This is a genomic window from Bradyrhizobium cenepequi, from assembly GCF_020329485.1.
Lineage (GTDB): Bacteria > Pseudomonadota > Alphaproteobacteria > Rhizobiales > Xanthobacteraceae > Bradyrhizobium > Bradyrhizobium cenepequi.
The window spans coordinates 33,239-50,931 of record NZ_JAGKJI010000003.1 but is presented as its reverse complement, the minus strand read 5'-3'; the positions used below and the strand labels follow the sequence as shown (position 1 = coordinate 50,931).

At 63.7% G+C, this 17,693-nt stretch carries 6 protein-coding genes; 3 read left to right on the top strand and 3 right to left on the bottom strand.

The features are described from left to right. The first annotated feature begins 23 nt into the window (after positions 1-23). Both J6497_RS05705 and J6497_RS05700 read left to right on the top strand, forming a co-directional pair. Entirely contained in the window at positions 24-761 is a 738-nt protein-coding gene (locus J6497_RS05705) for a TetR/AcrR family transcriptional regulator (protein WP_225703272.1), read from the top strand. Next, the gene (locus J6497_RS05700) at positions 758-2,314 is read left to right on the top strand and encodes an acyl-CoA synthetase (protein WP_225703271.1); all 1,557 of its coding nucleotides are present in this window, start codon (positions 758-760) and stop codon (positions 2,312-2,314) included. The genes J6497_RS05705 and J6497_RS05700 overlap by 4 nt, the downstream gene beginning before the upstream one ends. 166 nt (positions 2,315-2,480) lie before the next feature. On the opposite strand, the gene J6497_RS05695 is transcribed toward J6497_RS05700, so the two are convergent. Together J6497_RS05695 and J6497_RS05690 are read right to left on the bottom strand one after the other, a co-directional pair. After that, positions 2,481-3,731, bottom strand: coding sequence for an MFS transporter (locus tag J6497_RS05695; protein ID WP_225703270.1), 1,251 nt, complete (start codon positions 3,729-3,731; stop codon positions 2,481-2,483). Between the two features lie 6 nt (positions 3,732-3,737). Next, the gene (locus J6497_RS05690; protein ID WP_225703269.1) at positions 3,738-5,057 is read right to left on the bottom strand and encodes a tetratricopeptide repeat protein; all 1,320 of its coding nucleotides are present in this window, start codon (positions 5,055-5,057) and stop codon (positions 3,738-3,740) included. Between the two features lie 148 nt (positions 5,058-5,205). Between J6497_RS05690 and J6497_RS05685 the strand changes: the two genes are divergently transcribed. Further along, on the top strand, positions 5,206-6,042 hold the full coding sequence (locus J6497_RS05685) for an AraC family transcriptional regulator (RefSeq protein ID WP_225703268.1): 837 nt from the start codon (positions 5,206-5,208) through the stop codon (positions 6,040-6,042). 61 nt (positions 6,043-6,103) lie between these two features. Here the strand turns inward: J6497_RS05685 and J6497_RS05680 are convergent, their stop codons facing one another. Further along, positions 6,104-17,602: a filamentous hemagglutinin family protein gene (locus J6497_RS05680; protein WP_225703267.1), complete on the bottom strand. Its 11,499-nt coding sequence runs from the start codon at positions 17,600-17,602 to the stop codon at positions 6,104-6,106. Between the last annotated feature and the right edge of the window lie 91 nt (positions 17,603-17,693).

The window sequence follows — 17,693 nt, the reverse complement described above, 5'->3', positions numbered from 1 at the left end:
ACTTCGAGTCAACGCGCCCGAGCATGGATTCAGGATCCCCCGCCCTGCCGTCTTCTCCCTGGCTGCCGTTCGAAAGCCGGCGCCGCGCCCGCGACGAGAAGCGCGAGGCGGTGCTGCGCACGGCGGTGCAGCTTTTCCTGGAACAGGGCTACCACCGCGCGACGTTGAATGACGTCGCCGAGCGGCTGAACATCACCAAGCCCGCGCTGTACAATTACTTCCGCGGCAAGCACGAGATCCTGTTTGAATGCTGGTCGATGGGCGCAGAGCTCGTCGACAGCGTCATCACCGAGATCAATGCCGGCGGCGGTTCAGGCCTCACCAAGCTACGCAAGCTGGTGCATGCCTATGCGGAATTGATGGCGACCGATTTCGGCGCGAGCCTGGTCCGCTTTGACCTGCGCGACCTTGCCGAGAAGGACGCCGGCATCGCGCGGGCTGCCAAGAAACGGATTGACGCGACGTTCCGCAAGTATATTTCGAGCGGCATCGTCGACGGCTCGATCAAGCCCTGCGATCCGAAGCTTGCCGCTTTCGCGATCGCAGGCGCGCTGAACTGGATCGGGCACTGGTACCGGCGCGACGGCGCGTCGTCGCCGACCGAGATCGCCGACGAATTCACGGCCCGGCTGACGGAGGGCCTGGCCGCGGCCGCAGTCCCCAATCGCATTCCAAGAGAGAAGACGCCGAGCGCGCCCTTATCGCGCGAAACAAGGCGCAAGGCCCCAGGGAAGAAACGCACAGGAGGAGCATCCCGATGAACATTACCCACGGATTACGGCGGGCGCTGCAGATCAGCCCGAATGGACTGGCCACCGTGTGCGGCGAGCGGCGCCGCACCTGGCGCGACGTGGGAGAACGGGTCGCACGGCTCGCCGGCGGCTTGCGGGCGCGCGGCGTCGCCGATGGCGACCGCGTCGCGGTGCTGTCGCTCAATTCCGACCGCTATCTCGAGCTCTATCTCGCGGTTGGCTGGGCCGGCGCGGTGATCGTGCCCCTCAACATCCGCTGGAGCGTGCTGGAGAACGAGGATGCGCTCCGCGACTGCCGCGCCGGTGTCCTGTTCGTCGACAAGGCGTTTGCTCCAACGGGCGCGCAGCTCGCGAAGGCGATCCCGGGACTAAAGCTGATCTTCGCCGATGACGGCGAGACGCCATCAGGCACTGAGAGCTATGAGGCCCTCATCGCGAGATGCGAGCCGGTCGCCGACGCCATGCGCACGAGCAAGGATCTCGCCGGCATCTTCTACACCGGCGGCACCACGGGGCGTTCCAAGGGAGTGATGCTCAGCCACCACAATCTGATGGCGAATGCCCTTAATGCGGTCGGCGAAGGGCTGTTTCCGTCAAGCTCGATCTATCTGCATGCCGCGCCGATGTTCCACCTCGCCAACGGGGCGGCGATGTATTCGCTGCTGCTCTCCGGCGGCTCCAATGTGATCATCCAGGGCTTTACGCCTGACGCCGTTGCGGCCGCGATCCAGAACCATCGGGTTACCGATGTGCTGCTGGTGCCGACCATGATCCAGATGCTGGTCGATCACCCGGCGATCGGAAGCTATGACCTGTCCTCGCTGAAGAACATCATCTATGGCGCATCGCCGATCAGCGAGGCCGTGCTCGACCGCGCTGCGCAGACGCTGCCGGGCGTCCAGTTTACCCAGGCATATGGCATGACCGAATTGTCGCCGATCGCGACGCTTCTGCACTGGAAGGAGCACATCGGCGGGGGACGCAACAAGGGCCGCCATCGCGGCGCTGGTCGCGCCACGCTCGGCTGCGAGGTGCGCATCGTCGACGAGAACGACCAGCCGGTGCCCTTTGGCAAGGTCGGCGAGATCGTCGCGCGCGGCGACAACGTGATGATCGGCTATTGGGAACGGCCCGAGGAGACCGCGCGCGCCATCGTCGACGGCTGGATGCATACCGGCGATGGCGGCTATATGGACCAGGACGGGTTCATCTATGTCGTCGACCGGGTCAAGGACATGATCATCTCCGGCGGCGAGAACGTCTATTCGGTCGAGGTCGAGAACGCGCTGGCGCAGCATCCCTCGGTGCTGCAATGCGCGGTCATCGGCATCCCCAGCGAGCAGTGGGGTGAGCAGGTCCATGCCGTCGTGGTCAAGCGCAGCGGCGTCGAAGTCTCCGCCGACGAGCTTATCGAGTTCAGCAAGACACTGATCGCAGGCTACAAATGCCCCCGAAGCATCGAGATCACCGAGGCGCCTCTGCCGCTTTCCGGCGCCGGCAAGGTGCTGAAGCGCGAGCTGCGCAGGCCGTTCTGGGAGAATCGCGAGCGTCGCGTAAACTGATTCTCGGTTCATCGGGATCTGCTTGGCCACTTCCCACGGGAGAGATGCTGCGAATTGCGGGACGTCTCGGCGAGTTCGGTCCTGATCTGCTCTCACGTCCATAGTCGCGTTGGTGCGCTGCGCCCGGCGAGCGATACGCAGCCGCCGGGTATCCTTTTCAACGCCACTATTTTCTTTCCCGCCTGTCCGCGTTGACGTCGTCGACATCGCGACGCGGTCGGGGAGACGCCACCACCAGCGCGGCGACAGCGAAGACGAGAGGCAGGAACGAGAGCCACAAGACCGCGTTCCAGCCATATGCGGAGAGGAGACCTCCCGACAGGAACGAGCCGAAGGTCATCGTGCCGAACACGACGAAGTCGTTCAGCGACTGAACGCGCGCCTTCTCTTCCGGCCGGTGGCATTCGAGGACCATCGCGGAAGCTCCGACGAAGCCGAAATTCCAACCGACGCCCAGCAGGATCAGCGTCGCCCAGAAGTGCGCCACTTCGATGCCGAGGAGACCTACCGCCGAAGAGGCGGCCGTGAGCAGCAGACCCGTGGCTACCACCTTCGATGCGCCGAACCGAGTGATCAGCCCGCCTGTCCAGAAACTCGGTCCGTACATGGCAATCACGTGCCATTGCAGACCGAGGTTGGCGGACTGCTGCGAAAGGTTGCAGAACTTCATCGCGAGCGGCGCCGCCGTCATGAGGAAATTCATCAGCAGATAGGAGACGACGCCGCAGACAACCGCGCCAATGAAACGCGGCTGGCGCACGATAACGGAGAGCGGACGGCCGCCGTCGGTCTCGGCCCTGGTGGGCAACGGCAGACGGATTCCGACGAGGACCAGCAACGAGAGCGCAGCGACCGCCGCCTGTGCGAGATAGGTGGCGGCAAAGAGATACGGTTGCCACAGATCCATCGTGTACGTGACGAGCTGCGGCCCGATTATGCCTGCGAAGACCCCGCCGGCCATCACCGCCGACAGCGCGCGTGGGCGCCGCTCCGGTGCGGCACAATCGGCGGCAGCAAAGCGAAAGGACAGCACCACCGCGGCGTAGACGCCGCCGAAGAACGACGCCGCGCAGAACAGCAAGAACGAGGCTTGCAGAACCGCCAAGGATCCGATCAGGCCGGCGAGGACGCCGCAGCCCGTCCCGATCATAAAAGTCGCGCGTCGGCCGTAACGTTGCGCGACCGCGCCGGCGGGCAAGGTGCAAGCGGCCATTCCGACCACGAAGATGGAGATCGGAAGCCTCGCCAGCGCTGTGGTAGGCGCCAGCATATCCCCGATCACAGCGCCGGTGGCGTAGATGACAGTCGAATTCGCGCCGGCCAACGCCTGCGCGATAGCGAGCCTCACAACGTTGCTGCGCTCGAAACGAAACGCCGGCGCGGTGTCCACCGCCCCCTGCACGACGACTTGTGACATGGCTATTCAGATCTCGATGTGGCGACGCCAGCGCGCATCGCGCTGTGACGGACGGCGGTGAAGGCGGCGATCGAGCAGGTCTCGGGCCTTGGTGGATTCACCGCTTCGCATCAAGGCAAGCAGCAGCATGTCTTCGATGATTTGCCTCTGCGCGCCGCTACCGCCAATGCGAGGAACGTCTGCAGCCGCTGGCTCCAGAACCCGGACGCATTCCGCATAATCGGCCGTCGCGAATGCGATCGCTGCGCGGCAGATCGACGGTGCGACGGGACCGGCCGGGAGCGTGCCATCCGCGACGCGTCGCATATTCGCTGCGATGCGATCGCTGGCTGCAGCGCCGCTTCCGGTCGCCGCGGCCAGCAGGCCCATATGGACTTCTATGAAGGCGAGTCCAGGTTTCGGAAACCGGGACTCAGCGTACCTTTCGACGTCCTCCCATAAGCCGGACGGCACTGCGTGGCCCGCAGCCTGAAGTCTCCAGAGCAGCGAGACGGTATCGCTCACGACGTTGATCGGTAGACCGAGGGAGACCGAAGGCTGGACGTGTTCGGAATAGACCGCCAAGGCGCGCTGCGGATCGTCGCGCTCCAGTGCGGAGAGAGCCGCGTGCCACGCGAGGTGGCCGTGAAGCATCCCTGCCCGATCGTAACCCGGCAGCCAGTCGTCGACCAGCGCTTCGGCTTCCCGCGTCGCTCCCTGTTCGAACATGGCGTGCGCGACCGCGTGCGCAGCGTTCGCGTTGGCGCAGCGCAGTTCGAGGCCGCGCAGCGCGAGGTCGCGACCTCGGTTTACCGAGCCGTTCTCGGCGTGGGACCAGCCGCGGTAGGTCAAAAACCACCAATCGTCCGCATCGTATCGATCAGCCACGCGTTCGCAGAGGTCGACGCGTGCCCGATCATGGTCGGCCATTCCCGAAAAGGCGAACAGGCCGAAGGCTCCCAACGGCAGAGAGAGGATCAGGACGTCGCGTGGCCACTCGTCCAGATGGGCGAGAGCGCTCTCCAACGCTTTGGCTGAGTGGCCGTTCACCGCGAGCGAGAGGATCGACACATGACTGACCTCCCGTGGCAAGCCGTTTCGCGCGACGATGTCCTGCGCAGTCGCGATCCTCACGCGAGCTTCTGCCGGTTCGGCCCTGATCGCGTGCAAACGCGCGAGCGCGGCGTGGGCGAGCGCGAATTGATGATCGTGATCGATGGCCTGCCGCAGCGTGTCCTCTGCCCCCGGCCAAGCCGAGAGAAGGAGGTCGATCCCCGCGCGGTAGCTGGACGCCGCTTGTGGCGAGTCTGTCGAAATCGCGAGGCCGCGGCTGTCGAACTCGGCCATGCTCCGCTCCTGACACGGGGGTGAGGCGAACCGGCCGGCGAAGTCTTGCTTGCCGCCGGCCCTGGATTTCGACCGCTATCAGAGCGACATTAGGCTGTCTTTCGACGTTTTGCCAATTTATATAGAGTAATGGCCAATTAGAGATAACATGACCTGGACCCCCATATCGGCTCCGCCGGGCGTTTTGCCCCCGCGCCCGATCACGATGCGCGCTCAATCGATCCCGGCACGGCATGAATTTCCGGAGCACGCGCATGATTGGCACCAGGTGGTCTACGCCATCGATGGCGTACTGATGGTGACCGCGGACAATCGTTCGTTCGTCATCTCGCCCGACCAAGCGGTCTGGCTTCCGAGCCGAGTTCCTCATCGGGTGGGCTCGCTGCTGGGTGCCGAGTTTCGCAGCCTTTGGATCGCCGTCAATGCCGGGCGGAATCTGCCGGCGGTCCCGACGGTGCTGTCCGTCTCTCCTCTGCTCAAGGAGTTGATCGTGGAGGCCGCTGCGATCGAAGGCAGCCAAGACGGCGACGGTTACCCCGACCGCGTCGCGACGCTCATCCTCGATCAACTCCGCAGGGCTCGAACGCTAACGGCGGGACTGCCTTGGCCGCGCGGTGAGCGCCTGCTGCGTCTTTGCGAAGCGCTGTACGTCGATCCTGCCGATACTCGCAGTTCGGACGATTGGGCCAAGGCGCTGGGCATGTCTTCGCGCACGCTCACGCGCCAGTTCGAAGCGGAAATGGGTTCGAGCCTCCGATCGTGGCGCCGAAGGCTTCGGCTGCTACGTGCAATCGAACTCTTGAGCAGCGGTACGGGAGTGACCGAGACGGCGATGCAACTGGGCTACGGCTCCGCGTCGGCGTTCGTCTTCGCGTTCCGGACGGAGATGGGATCCAGTCCTCACGCCTACATGCGAAAAGCGACAGCCGGACACCGCGCCTCATCCCCGATGCCGCCGAGACCACGCCAACGTTCGCAACACTGACGTTGCGATCGCCACATGGTTTGCCGCACGGCTGCGCGTCAGCAGATCCCGGTTCGGCCTATCATGGTCGCGTCAACTTCTGCCGTTCTTCCGGTGTGAGAAGCTGCGCTCCAGCCTCGGTCAGCGCGCCATAACCTGCGATCTGGACCGCGCTCCTGTCGTTGTAGTCCTGCTCGCGGCGGTCGTTGAACCCCCGTCGGTCTTCATCCCGGCGCCGCTTGTCATTATCCGAGCCCGGTTCGGAGTCGCCACCGCCAAAGCCGAGGAATTCGACGATGATGATCGAGGGTTGTTCATTGCCGCTCTGTTTCGGCGCAACCGTCTGCTGTGACGCTCCCGCAGTATTGCTGGCAGACGTCAATGCGCCGACATTTGGCGTGTTCGTGGGTATGCCGAGCGACGCACCGCTGACCTGAATATTGTCGGCGTTGCGGATGAATTGTGCCGCGATGACGATGTTGCCTGAGACGCGGATACCTGCGTCGCCCGCGTCCACGGTGCCGTGCGGCGCCATCAGAACGACGTCACCGTCCGGCACACCGGGCAGGCCGATCAGCGTACCGATGCCGCTACCGGTCGCCACGCCCGACAGCTCGGTGGTGAAGCTGCCGGTGGCCGAGTTGTAGACGATCTGCGGCGGCGGGGCACTGAGGGCTGTCTTTGCACCTTTGCCAGCATCAAGGTCGCCATCCGACGACCACATGACAATGTCGCCGCCGCCGAGGGTGAACACGCGGCTCTGGTTCACCAGCACCGAGCCGGAACTGAATGTGTTGATGGTCCCGCCCTTCAGCGTCAGCAGGCCGAGGTCGCCGGGCTTTCTCGCCTTGTTCGGTTGGTCGGGCGTGCCGGCCATATCGGCCGTGACGAAGGTGGGCCCGACCTTGATGTCGCCGCCAGGGACCAGCAGGTTGATGCCGCCGCCGTCGATCGTCTTGATCTGGCTGTACAGCATATTGAGGCTGCCGGAATAGGCCTTGCCGGGAAACAGGGTGGCGACCGCATCGTAGCCGGCATTATAGTTGTCGAGGGTCGAGCTTCCAGGCGTCTTCGCCGCTATGCCGGTGGTCTTGAGCTCCTTGAAGAAGATGTCCCTGACGAACTTCTCGCGTTGACTCGCGGGCAGCGCCTGGAACAGCGCCCAAGCGTCATCGACCGTGAGATTGCCCTTCCCGGTGAACCCACTGACGAAGGTCACGAGGTCGGCACCATAATTGCTCGGAACGCTGCCAGCATTGGCCGGATTCAGATACTTGTTCGCGAAGGCATCGTAGGCGACGCCGCCGGCAAGCCCGGTCATGACCGTGATCGCGGCGCCCTGGCCGTCCGGCAGATAGACGTTCTTCTGGTTGCCGATGGAATAGATGCCGTCGCTGATCGAAAGGTCGATGCTGTTGCCGGCCAGTACGACCAACTCGCCCGGCCCGGCGATCTGGATCGAGTTGCCCATGTTGCTGTTGAGCCTGTAGGTGCCGAACACGATGTTGTGGCCGGCCTCGATGATCGTTACGTCGTCGGGCTTGAGATTCTGGCCGAGGAACAGGATGTTCTCGATGTCGTAGCCGGCCTTGATGATGGTCGGCTTCGGCGTGACGATCTGGACGCTGCTGTCGGTGTTCTTGGCGATCGAGTCGCCGCCGAGGATGCTGCCTTCGAGTGCATAGATGCGCACCGGCTCGGTGTCGTCCTTGTGATAGAGCGAAGCAGCGTGGATCTTGGCCGAATCCTTGGCCGGTTCGCTCCTCAGAGAGTTGTCCGAAACAGAGAAGACACCGTCCCCCAAATAGTCGAGGACGTCGTCGAAGAGCTTGTTGCCCGGATTGAAGACGCCGGGCAACAGCGCCGGATCGGCATCGGACACGACGATGTGGTTGCCGGCCGCCGTGTTTTGCTGGCCGGAGCCCGGGTTGGCGCTGAGGTCGATCGACTGGCCGGCCAGCAGCGTCAGGTTGCCGTTAGCCGCGGGATAAAGGATCAACCGACCGGTGTCTGCCTTCTTGGGCACGCCGACGGTGATATCGGCCTGCAGCGACGTGGCCTTCACCTGCGGCGGATAGTAGGTCGGCAATAGCTGCAGATATGAACCGTTACTGCCATTGCCCTGCGCATTGAGCTCCGGCATCACGTTCCCAAGGTCCATCGGCGTCATTGACGACAGCACCACATCCCCGCTGGTCGAGAGCACGTTGAGGAAGCTATCTGCGGCATAGGTTGAGAAGAAGGCGCCGTTGACCGTGCCGGGTTCGGCGAAGTAGCCGGCGCTGTTGTTAACGCCCTGCTTGCCCTGCACACCGACCAACGTTGGGTTGTACATGGCGCCGATGTCGATGTCGCCGGCCGCGGTGATGGTGAAGCCGCCGGCCCCCAATGCCAGGATGGTGGATAGATTGAATGTCGAGCCGCTGACGGTCGCCTGGACAGTCCCGAGCGAGCCGCCGACATCGATCCTGCCCCGGCCGTCGGCGACGTAGAAGAAGTTTCCATTGGCGTCGCCGCCGGCGTGCACCGCGAGGTCGCCGCCGCCGTAGGCGTTCAGCGTGGTGCCGTTCACCACCTTGCCGCTGTTAGCGACGACGACACTGAGCTGGCTGATTTTGCCGCCGGCGTCGATCGCGACATCGCCGCCGCCGATCGTGCCGATGCCCCAGGTGAACTTGTTGACGTCCGGTCCCCATGCAGTCAGCGGCTGGCCGTTGGCGTCGTAGCCGCCCTGGCGCAGCATCCAGTCGTAGAGCGAGTGCGCGCCGACCGGCGCGCCAACAATGTCGCCGCCAACAGCGATGGTGAGGTCACCGCCGTTCTGCGCGAAGTTGATCGTGCCCGTGCCAGCCGTCGCATTTGCGACCGCGGGCGTGACCTTCAGCGTATCCGTGGGCAAAGCGAGCTGACCGGCCGTGTAGATCTGCCCATCAAAGGTTCCCTGGAAAGAGCCGCCGCTATAGGTGAGCGTCGCCCTGGCGTTGCCATAGGTCCAATAGGCGAAAAGGGTGCTCCCTGTGTTTGATATCCATTTGCCGGTCGCTTGGTCGACCAGCGTATAGATGTTCACAGTACCGAAGGTTGGCTGGCTGGCAGGCTTCAGGACCTGGTAAACCATATCAGTCGTTCCCGGGGCGACGGCAAAGCCGAGCACCTTCAGATCGAGTGTGAGCGTGCTGTCTGGGTGGACGATAAACGCATCCATGAGATCGGTGTAAGCTGGCATCACGATCGATCTCGCGTCCTGATTGTAGTTCGCGTTGGTCGTCGGAATGAGGCTGAATGATCCCGCCTTGAAGCTCTGCGAGAACATGCCGCCGTCGGCGAACTTCCAGCCGGCATAGAGCGGGTCAAGCGTGCCGTCGGCCTTGAACGCGTCGAGGAAGTGCACCGGAGTGTCCGACGGATTATTGGGATTGTAGATAATGTCCATGCCGGTGGCGCTTATCCAGCCGGCGTAGGTAGTATTCAGTTTGCCATCGAGCCGGAACACGCCGGCACCATTGACGGTCGACGCGGCATAGATATTTTGGGTCGTCTGGGAGGGATTGTTCGGGTTGTAGAGCAGCGCTGCGGCAGCCGAGGTGAGTTGCGTCCAGCCAGTCGTGTTAGCGAGCTCGAAGGCGTACTTCATCAACGCCGGGTTGGCGTTATTGTAGTAGATTACACCGGATTTATTGCCGAAGCTGAGATCGCCACCGACGCCGAGTTGAATGTCGCCGGTCCCGGTGCGCACGAGTGCGGCACCCTCAACTGTAAGGTTACCCTTGCCCGCAGGCTTCAGCACCGATGCCGGCTGCACTGCCATCACGTCGGCGGCGGCGAGGTCGGCGCCGGCGACGAGATTATACGACCACGACTGGCCCGTGAGCAGGCTCCCGCCCAGGCCGACATCGTTGAAGCCGTCGCTCAGCGTCTCCTTGAGCGTGAGATTGCCGGCCGCACGCATGGTCAGGTAACCGGGGTTGCCGCCCGGGCGCAGCAGGTGCAGGTCCCAATCGGTAGCGAGCGTCATGTCGCCTGTCGAGGTGAGCTCGATGCCGGCTACGAGGTCGAAATTGCCGACCTTTGATGGGGCTTGCGCCATGAAGCTGTTCGCCGCGTTCGACACCTGCGTGATGATGGTCTGGTCGATGGTCGAGATGCCGTTATAGACCCAGAAAGCTTCGGCATCGGCAACTTGGGCCCCGATGATCGTGCTGTTGAGCTGGACGGCCTTGATGGTGCCCGTGGTCTCATCAGTCCGGCCGGCGCGCACATGCACCTTGCCGCCGTAGGTCGTGCCGCTGACATTCATGATCGATCCCGCGGCGAGGTCGAGATAGCCGGCCGAGGTCTCAAGATCGATATGGCCACCCTTGCCATTGCTGCCTTGCGCGGAGAGCGTCGCGCCTGCTGCGACGACGAGGTCGCCAGACGACACAAGCCGAATGTTGCCCCCTTTTTCACCGTCGGCATTCAATACCGTACCCGATGCGACCGTGATCTTGCCGGTATCGGCAACGACCTCGAGATCATCGACCTGGGTCATGCCGGCGAGCACAACATCGCCGCTGCCGAGATGGAAATGGCGTTTGGTGAAGAAGCTGCCGGCGTTGAGCTTCGCCGACAGCGCAGCGAAATCGGCAATGCTTCCGGCATCGAGCTCGAACGAGCCTTGCACGGCGCCCGCCGTCGCGGCAGCGTAGACCTGCCCGTCAAGCGTGAACGCGCCATGCGGCACTTCGACCGACAGCGTTCCGGCATTCCCGCCCAGCGGCGCCGAGAGATCGACCACCGCGCCCTGCGCGATCACCGCGCCGCCGGCGGCCGCGACGAGCTCGACCGTTCCGGCGTTCGCATATTCGGCAACGTCGAAGAATTGTTTGTTCTGCGCCTTGACGTCGATCAGCGAGCCGCCGGCCAGCACGACGCCGTCCGACGCCGACGGTCCGGTGGCTTCGACCCGCACGGTGCCGGCCGGCATGACGATGACACCGCCATGGACAACCTGCGCGCCGGTGAGGACGAGCTTGCCGCCGAACGTGGTAATAGGAGCGAGATCCGCCGGCGCGCTAACGTACATCGTGGTCAGCTGGCCGGTCGCGGTCGCGGCCTGCTGGGCGCCACCGGTCGCCGTGATGCGCGGTGCCGAGAGCGTGAGGTTGGCGACGTTCGCCGTGGTGCCGGCGGTGAAGCCGCCCGTCCCGGTGAACACGATGTCGTGGCTGGCCGCGAAATTCACTTGGCCGAAGCCACGGCTCGCACTCTGTCCCGCTCCGACCGTGAGCGTACCGGCTGCGAGCGTCAGCGTGCCGGCATTGGCGACATCGTCGCCCGGCGCGAGAACGCCGCTCGTGTTGCTCAGACTGAGATTCTGGGCGGTGATGCTGACATCGCCGGAGCTCTTCTGCACCAGCGAGGCTGCGTCGAGGGTGAGCTGGTCAAGCCCCAACCCGCCGACCGCGACCGGCCCCCAGAAATCGACCGTGCTGTAGCTCTTCAGCGTCAGGTCCTTAACGCTGGCGAGATTGGCAAGGGTCTCGGGCGAGAGAACAAGGCCACCCGTGCCGGCAGGCGTCGCCCCGAAACTGACTTTGCTCGATGCGGCCTGCAGCGCCTTCGCCTTCAGGACTGCCTTGGAAGAGACAAGCGTATCGCCTGTCGAATCCAGGACGATCAGGCTGTCAGATTCGAGATGCGCTCCGTCCTTGACATCAAGCGTTCCCTTGGCTGGGCCGCTCTTGGCTGCGATATCGTAGCGCGTCACGCTGGTATGATCGGCGGTGGTGGCGATGAAGAGCGCGCCCATTCCGGTGCCGCCTGGCGTGGCCGCATTGGCGGTGCCGATGAACAAGGCGTCACTGCCCGCGACGGCTCCAGTCGCCTTGATCACGCTGCCGCTGTCGAGCGTGACCACGCCGGTGCCATCGACCGCCGCGCCAGCGCTCGTGAACGTGGACTTGGCGACCAACATGATTTCCGGGCCGACCAGTGCGGTCTCCTCGTCATTGGAGACGAGCACCTTGCTGGACACGGGGTTGATCTGCATGCCCGTGCTGGTTTGGGTGCGCGTGCCGCCGATCAGCAAGCTCTCGGCGCCAAGGCTCGACAGGACGTCGCCCTGCAAGGTCAGGGTGTAGCCGCTGACGGCTCCCTCGCTTTTGCCGACCACCGCGATCGACTCCGAAGCGATGTCGAGCAGCCCGCCCCTTCCGTCCTTTCCGGCCGCGAAATTCATGACGCCGCTCAGAACGAGCTGCTGCGCCGCGTTCAGCACCACCTGCCCGGCATCGACTGCGAGCCGCGGCACGGCAAGATCGTTGTCGGCGGCATACTGCTTGAAGAAGCTGCTCGCCGTATATTGATCATACTCGGAATAGGTTTTGGCGACATCGCCCGACATGACTTGAAAGAGCGACGTCTGGGAATCGGCGATGTTCGTGCCGGCCACGCCGTACTTGCCGGCCACCAGATAGGATCCATCCGGCTGCTTGACCGACAGATTCGAGGCGACATTGGCATCGGCAGTAGCCAAGGTGACGCGGTAGGCTCCCGGCATTAACGCGTATTGGCCCGGCAGCAGGGTGTACCAGCCGGCCGGCAGGCCGGGAACGCCTGCGAGGTAGACGCTGTCGCCCACCTGCAGATTGGTGTTCTTCTCCGCGTAGACATCGTGCGGTGCAGGACCGGTGAAACCGGGGACCACGGCATAGACCGGCGCGCCGGATTTCGAGGCGAGCACGTCGCGCGAGCCGCCAGTGCCGGGTGTCCATTCGAAGGCGGTGGCGTCGCCCCCGCCCGACACGTCGATTTGCGAGCCCTTCTGCAGATCGACGTTCTTCCCGGCGATCGTGATCTTCTTCTCGGGCGGAGCGGTGAGATCGTAGAGGGCCGCGCCGCCAGTGACATCGCCGAAATACCAGATGGCGCCATTGCGCACATAGCCCATGGGAATGAGCTTCCCTTCGGCCGACACCGAGGTGAGGCTCCCCGGGGCAAGCGTGACCGAGCCGGTGGTCCCGGTATCGAAGGTGATCGCTCCGAGCGGCGCGCGCACCACACCCGCCTGGAGGATCGAGGTGGCCGAAATGGTGAGATTGCTGCCCGCCGACAGCGGCACCGGCGCCGCACTACCGTTCGAATAGATCGCCACCGATTTCGTGGTCTTGACCGTGAACGCGCTCAGCGTTGCCGCATAGACCTGCGCGGCGACGAAGTCGAGATCGCCCGCGGCGGCGAGCGTGCCGGTGATGTTCGGAATCTGGACGCTGTCGGTCGTCATATAGCCGGGAACGCCAACCAGTCGCAGATCGCCCTCGCTAATGAACGATGCATGGTCGATGTTTTGCAACGCGACATTGCCTGCGATGTCGATCACATCGCCCTTCACCTCCAGCTTCCCCGTCCCCGATGTAGCCACCGTGGGGAATGTCTTATTAATCAGGCTGCGCGTATCGCCGATCACCACCTCGTCAGCCACGATCTGCGCAAGCGTGCCCCCCGCACCGGCTGTCACGCCGAGCTTGGGAGCCTGGATGGCGACCTTGCGCCCCGCAGTCAGCACCGCCCCACCGTCGAGCATGACGGTGCCGGGCGTTGTCAGGTTCACATTTTCAAATCCGCCTGCGGCGACGTCCGCTGCCGAGAACGTGGTGACGGTGTTGCTGGCCGCGCTGGCTACCCCGGAGCCGAAATTGACCGCATCGCCAGGCTTCATGTTCAGGGCCGACATCGCGCCGCCGACGACGTTGATCCTGTCGCTGCTGGCGTAGAAGTTGGCCGACGACTGATTGCCGCCCAAGATCGCGAACGTGCCGCCATGGGCGGTGTCGTCGCCGCCCAACGCCTTGTACGAACCGCCAAGCCACGCGCCATTGAACGTCGTGAAGCTGACCGAGCCGGCATCGCTCGCCACCTTGGTCGGGACGTATGGTTGCTTCGGACCGCTTGCCATCGTCCCACCCGCAGTGTTCGGCAGATCGAGCACGCCGACGGCACCGGAAACATCGATCAGCGAGCCGGCCTCGGTCACGATGCTGCCGCGCAGGCCGTCGTTGAACGTTACGGTACCGCCATCGAGCACCTCGCCGACATGCAATCCATATAGATTGAAGTCGAGTACGGTGGTGCCACTGACGTCGAGCTTGCCACTCGATGTGAGCCAGATCGCCTGGGTCTTGTCCGCGTTCTTTCCGACGCTGGCATCCGTTGTGAGACTGAGCGAAATGTCACCACCATGCGCTTCCAGCGTGCCGGAAACCGTGAGCAGATGCCCGGCCTCGAGCGCGATCGAAGCGCCGGGATCGACATGCAGCACCGCGCCCTGCTGGATCGTCAGGTCGCCGCCGATTTTGTTGAAGGCGGGTGGCGTACTAGGTTTGAACGGAGCGAGGTCCGAGGGACCGGTAGAGGAAAGGGAAAGATCCACCGCCTGGCGCTGGCCGGCCGGAAACTCCGGATGCCAATCTATGATCGACGAGATCGGCGTTCCTGTCGGCTTCTGGGCATAGTCCGCCGCGGCGAAGGGGACGGCGCGGGACGCCTCGACCACCGTGCCCTCCGCGACGACGAGGCTCTTGTAGCCGTTGAGCGCATAGCTGCCGAAGCCTTGCTGGAAGAATTTCGGATCGATGAGCAGCGTTCCCGTGGTCGCGGCGCCGCCGATCTGAATATAGGGCGCCGTCAACGACAGGGTCCCGCCGCTGCCCAGGGCATCGCCAGTGAACGTCCCGCCGAGATTGAGCGCACCGCCATCCAGCGTAATCGAACCGCCATTTCCGGCGGTCAACTTGCCGGTCGTGGCGACATGACCGCCGCCCGAGGCGTTCAGCAAACTGCCTTCAGCCAGCGTCACGGCGCCAATATCGGCTGCTACGTGATCGATGGTCTCGCCGTTCGCATCCTTCACCGCCACCGCCCCCGGACCCGGTGTCTGCAGCGAAATCGAACCGCCGTGGATCGGAAGCGCCGACGTTGTCTGGCGGTCAAGGAGATCGTTGATCCATTTGCCGCTGACATCGAGAACGACGCCGGTGCCGATCGTGATGCTCCGCGCCGGATCCGAGAGCGCGGTGCTGACCGGCACGGTCGTCATTTCGATCGTGCCGCCGTGAGCGACAATATTTCCATTCACCGTCACCGACTTGCCGTAGAGCTTGACGCCACCGCCATCGGGCATGACGAGGCTGGCGTCTTTGGTGACTTCTATGTCGCCATTGCTATAGACCTCGAGCTTGCCAAACCCGCCTTCCGACAGGAGATCAGCCGACAACGTCACTGACGCGGCAGCAAGCGGAGGAGCCTCGAACGCGAATTGCGCGCCTGTCACGGCCGGATTGGACGTAACCAGCACGTCCGGGAGCGCGTATTGGAGTTCGTGGTCGTTGTTTGAAACATAGCCGAGCACCAGCGTGCCATCCAGCCCGATGTCTTTCTGGTTTTCGCCGGGCGTCGCTATGGCCGAGATCTTCCCGCCAAGCACCATCCCCTGCTGGGCGGCGAGTTGAATCGTGCCGCCTGCCTTCCCTTCGGTATGACCGGGATCGTAGTATCCGCCCTTCACCAGCGGCGACACCCAGGTCTCGCTCACGCCCCAATGCGCGTGGTCGTGCGTGAACTGGCCGGCAAAGTCGACATAGACCTGCGACGGATCGGCATCGTCGATGCTCACAATCCGGCCCGTCGCGCTGATCAGTCTCGTCGTGCTGACATAGCCCGGCAAATACTTGATCGAGCCGCCATTGGCTGCAAGCGACGAGCCGTCATTGAGAACGAGATCGCCGGTCGATTTGAGCGCGATCTTGCCGGCAGTCGTCGACAGCTCACCGATGCCGTGCTTGATCAAGCCGATATAGCCGGACATGTCGGCGAGCGGCGTCCCGTACCATTTGCCCGGCTCGCCCTCGAACCACTCCACGTCCTTCATCATCGGGTCGGTGAAATAGCCGCTCTTGGTCGCGTCGATGACGATCTTCTTGCCGTAGAGGAAAGAGTTCTTCTGCACCGGCGAATCTTTCAACTCGTCGCCGCGCAACTCCACTTCGATGATGTTCTGCGAGATCGGGATCTCGACACCGGTGAGGCCCGATACATCGACCACACTGCCCGCGTCCATGAAGATTCGGGCTTGGGGGTTTTCCACGCTGATTGTGCCGCCCTCGATCGTGTAGTTGGCCGTCAGCGCAACATCGCCTGCCGGCGCGAGGACCAGCGAGCCGCCCTTCAGGTAGATTTTCCAACCCTGGACGTCGATCGTCGACTTGTCGGTCAGTTCCTTGGCGGTGATGGTGCCGGTATCCGCAAGATCGGGCAGAACGGCGGTGACGCTTCCTTCGCCGAAGGTAACCGCGCCACTGCGGGTGTAGATGGCACCGTTCTGGGTGTCATAGGTGAATTGATCGTGCGCCTTCAGCGTGATCGAGCCATTCGCGGTCACGGTCGTGCTAGTCAGCAGGATGCCGTTCTGTGTGACGTTGAGGCCGGCCATGGTGATGTTGCCGTGGTCCGCCGTGATCAAGCCGTCGTTGAGCGCGGTGCCGCCGCCTTGGTATGTGACCGCCGCAGTATTGCCCCTGATCTCGAATTCGAAGCCGCGCAGGCCGCTGTTGTCGCTGGCCTTCAGGTCCACGGCATGGCCGGCGACCAGCGCCACCTGGCCGTTCGGCGCGTTCAGGTAGCCGCTATTGGTCACGTTCGGCGCGAACATCATGATGCTGCCGCCGTCGGCTGTGATGCTCGCGCCCTTTTCCACCTTGACGTCGGCTGCAACTTCGTTCGGCGCGACGAGAAAGGGCGGTTCGACGTTGGCTTGGCTCCAATTCGTGGTCGCGAGCTGCTTGAGGAACCTGTCGTTGGTGATGTTGAGCGAGGACGCGGTGAGGCCGGCAACATTGATCTGGCTTGCGCCGGTGAAGATGATGCCATTCTGATTGATAATCCAAACTTGTCCGTTCGCCTTGATCGCCCCCATGATCTGGCTCGGAACTGGTTGATTGCCGTTATAAGCATCACCGATGACGCGATTGAGCGCGATCGACTCCGAGCTCAACTGCTGGAACTGAACGCTTTCACTCTTTCCGATCGAAAAGCTGCCCCAGTTGAGGATGGCTTTCGGCGCCGTCTGTTCGATGTTGGCCTGCGCGCCGCCTTTCTCGTTGGTGGAATTCGGCAATAGACGCGCATTCTGCCAGTCCGACGTGGCGGTGAGAGACGCGGCATCTTTCCCTTGGAGTTGTGCTGCCGCCGCGGCTGCCGCATCCATATTGGCGGGCCGCAGCCCGGTCAGCACGTTACCGGCAGATACAGCTCCCGATGCAGACGCAGCGCTGGCAGCCGCAGCCTGGGCTGCCTTCATCGCCTCCAGCGCCTGTGTGACCTGCTTCAGCGAATTTTTCACCTGTGTCGCAGCTTGCATGGCCGCCTGCGCGGCCGCGGCCTGCTGGGTCGCGACTGGCGAGGTCGTTGTGGTGCTCCCAAGCGGCCTCGCCACGCCGTCTGCACTCGCCGCCACAAGGACGATCATGCTGGCGCCCGTAAGAAGTGCCGAACGGACCAAGGCTTGCCGGCGGCGAAGACGAAGGGCTGCGATCTGGTCGGGCATGAATGCGCTTTCTGGGCGAATGGATTTGGCTGCGGCAGGATCCGCGGCGTGAACCGCGCTCCCCCTCATCCATTAGACCGCCACCCTCGAG

Excerpts from the sequence above, each read along its gene's own strand:
- J6497_RS05705 (WP_225703272.1), top strand. The coding sequence starts at position 24 with ATGGATTCAGGATCCCCCGCCCTGCCGTCTTCTCCCTGGCTGCCGTTC.
- J6497_RS05700 (WP_225703271.1), top strand. The coding sequence starts at position 758 with ATGAACATTACCCACGGATTACGGCGGGCGCTGCAGATCAGCCCGAAT.
- J6497_RS05695 (WP_225703270.1), bottom strand. The coding sequence starts at position 3,731 with ATGTCACAAGTCGTCGTGCAGGGGGCGGTGGACACCGCGCCGGCGTTT.
- J6497_RS05690 (WP_225703269.1), bottom strand. The coding sequence starts at position 5,057 with ATGGCCGAGTTCGACAGCCGCGGCCTCGCGATTTCGACAGACTCGCCA.
- J6497_RS05685 (WP_225703268.1), top strand. The coding sequence starts at position 5,206 with ATGACCTGGACCCCCATATCGGCTCCGCCGGGCGTTTTGCCCCCGCGC.
- J6497_RS05680 (WP_225703267.1), bottom strand. The coding sequence starts at position 17,602 with ATGCCCGACCAGATCGCAGCCCTTCGTCTTCGCCGCCGGCAAGCCTTG.